The sequence below is a fragment of the Arthrobacter sp. PsM3 genome, assembly GCF_030433895.1.
GTDB lineage: Bacteria > Actinomycetota > Actinomycetes > Actinomycetales > Micrococcaceae > Arthrobacter.
On sequence record NZ_JARUXE010000098.1, the window covers coordinates 1 to 2,169 of the forward strand.

Here is a 2,169-nt window from a genome sequence, read left to right on the forward strand (position 1 = left end):
ACTTAACCGGTCGAAAGGACCGTTGAAGTGGCCGTAGGATTGGCGCAGACTTTCACGCTGATATTGGGGGAATCTTTTGAAGCTTTTTGGTATGCCGGCCCGCGCCCTTTCCTTTGTAGGTCTTGGCGCCTTGACTGTTGCGGCCGCTGCGGTTGCCGTCGTGGCGCTGTCTGGGGCGGCATCCGTTCGTGAGCCGGCCCCGGTTTCAAGTCAGGTCGCGGCCGCCTATGAGAGCTTGAAGGCTGCCCCACCGACGCTGAAGGAGGATACGCGGCCGCATGCCGTGGTGATTGGTGACTCTTACTCCCAGGGCGCCAACAACACGGTCGTATGGCCGGTCCTCGTTTCGGAGGCACGGAAAATCAGTATCACCAACAAGGCCGTGGGGGGCGTCGGCTACGCGGTTGGAGAGAAACGGTTCATTGAGCAGGCGAAGCTTGCGGTGCTGGACGAGCCCGACATCATCATCGTGGCCGGCAGTCGAAATGACGTCGCAAACCCTGCAGGGGTGCAGGCGGCAGCGGACGAGGTGTTCACTTTCCTGAAGCAGAATGCGCCCGGCGCGAGGATCGTCATCATCGGCCCGATGTGGTCAAGTTCCGCACCGGACAAGGGCGCTGTCATCGCCAACGAGGGCGTGCGTACGGCCGCCGAAGCCCATGGCCTCGCGTTCATTGACGCCCTCGCTGAGAACTGGTTGAGTGACCCGGCATGGATTCAGAAAGACGGCGTGCATCCCACCGATGCGGGCGAGGCTGAACTCGCAAACCACATCGGTGGGAAGCTCGCAGGTCTGGGGATCTAGCCCTGAGCGTCCCAGTGTGCAATCTCTGCGTCAGAGACGCTTGTGGGTGCCCTTAATGTGGGGTGCGGTTACCAGCCGAGCAGGCCTGCCGCGCTCGTAGCCGCACGGATGGCTTTTTCGATCTTGTAGGCCATGTACTCAGCGCCGGCGGGTGAGGGGTGGTTCGTGTCCGTGGGTCCGGTGAGTCCCGGGACAATCCAGCCGTCGGCGATGGGGTCAACGAATCCGATGATGTTGTTGGACGGGTTGGCGGTGGCGGTGGCTTTGAGTGCGGCTGATACGTCGGTGGCGTAGCTGGCTTGTGCGCCGATCAGCAGAATCTTAGTGTTTGTTGACGCCGTTTTGACGGCTGCGGCCAGTGCGGTCGCGGCGGCCTGAATCCCCGCCTTGCCGTAGTCGTTTTGTGATCCGACCATGACGATCAGGTCCGGGAGGCTCTCGGTGTAGGCGGTGATGCGGAGCGGGTCGCCGTAGGCGCGGAAGTTGTTCGGCCCGGTGTTCATGCCGCCACTGACGTAGCCGGTTCCGCCCTGCCCCACATGGAGGACTTCCCAGGGTGCACGGGTTTGGAGCGCCCGGGCGTAGGAGGAGATGGTGCCTGCCTGGGTGGTGCCGTTGTTCCAAGAGTCACCGGCCACGACAACACGCTTGGTTCCGGCGTCGAGGGGCCACGCCGCCGTGGTGGACGCGCTGTCCCAGTTGAGGGAGAGGATGCGGTTGACGTTGGTGAAGATTTCGACGGTCTTCGGGGTGTTGTCCCGGAACGCAATGTGCAGGGCGCCGGCCTTGCCCTGGGGGGTTAGGCCCGGACCAATGTCGCGGGGAGTGTCCCAGAGGTTGACACCGTTGATCTTGATCTGCGCCACGGCATCCCATGCCCCGGTGCCGGCAAAGTTCGCCCGGAATAGCAGCCACAAGCTAGTGGTAACAAACCGTGTGCAGACCTGAAACACGCCAAGGTCGGGGTAGTCGATGGAGGGCAGGATCGCGGGCGCACCGAAATAGTCATTCAGCGTTGGGGTGCCGCCGTGCGAGAACCACGGCTTGTACGCTGCGGCGGTTTTCGCGCCGAACTCGTAGTACGTGCCCGCCGTGGCGTTGTGCGGAAGGGAGTTATCCGCCCCGTCGCCGCCCTGGTTGGAGATCTGTACCGAGAGGACGGGGGAACTTGTGGAGAGTTTGCGGGGTGCCGGGAAGTCGATGACCGTGGCGGCGGTCGTGGGGAAATTCCAGTTCGCTGCGCTGAAGCTGGACCCAGAGGTAAAGCTCACCTTCGAGGACACAATTTCACCGGTGGGGGCGAGAACTTGCGCCCCCGCGAGGTACGCCGTGTTCGCCTTCCATTTGGGGACAAAGGTGGCATT

The 2,169-nt window shown here is 62.9% G+C and carries 2 protein-coding genes; one reads left to right on the plus strand and one right to left on the minus strand.

What is annotated here, in order from left to right; all coding sequences use genetic code 11:
* Positions 1 to 91 precede the first annotated feature (91 nt).
* Positions 92 to 805, plus strand: a complete 714-nt coding sequence (locus QCD75_RS21725; protein WP_301231606.1) for an SGNH/GDSL hydrolase family protein — start codon at positions 92 to 94, stop codon at positions 803 to 805.
* 68 nt (positions 806 to 873) lie between these two features.
* Here the strand turns inward: QCD75_RS21725 and QCD75_RS21730 are convergent.
* The coding region (locus QCD75_RS21730; RefSeq protein ID WP_301231607.1) for an SGNH/GDSL hydrolase family protein at positions 874 to 2,169 on the minus strand (1,296 nt) is incomplete at its 5' end.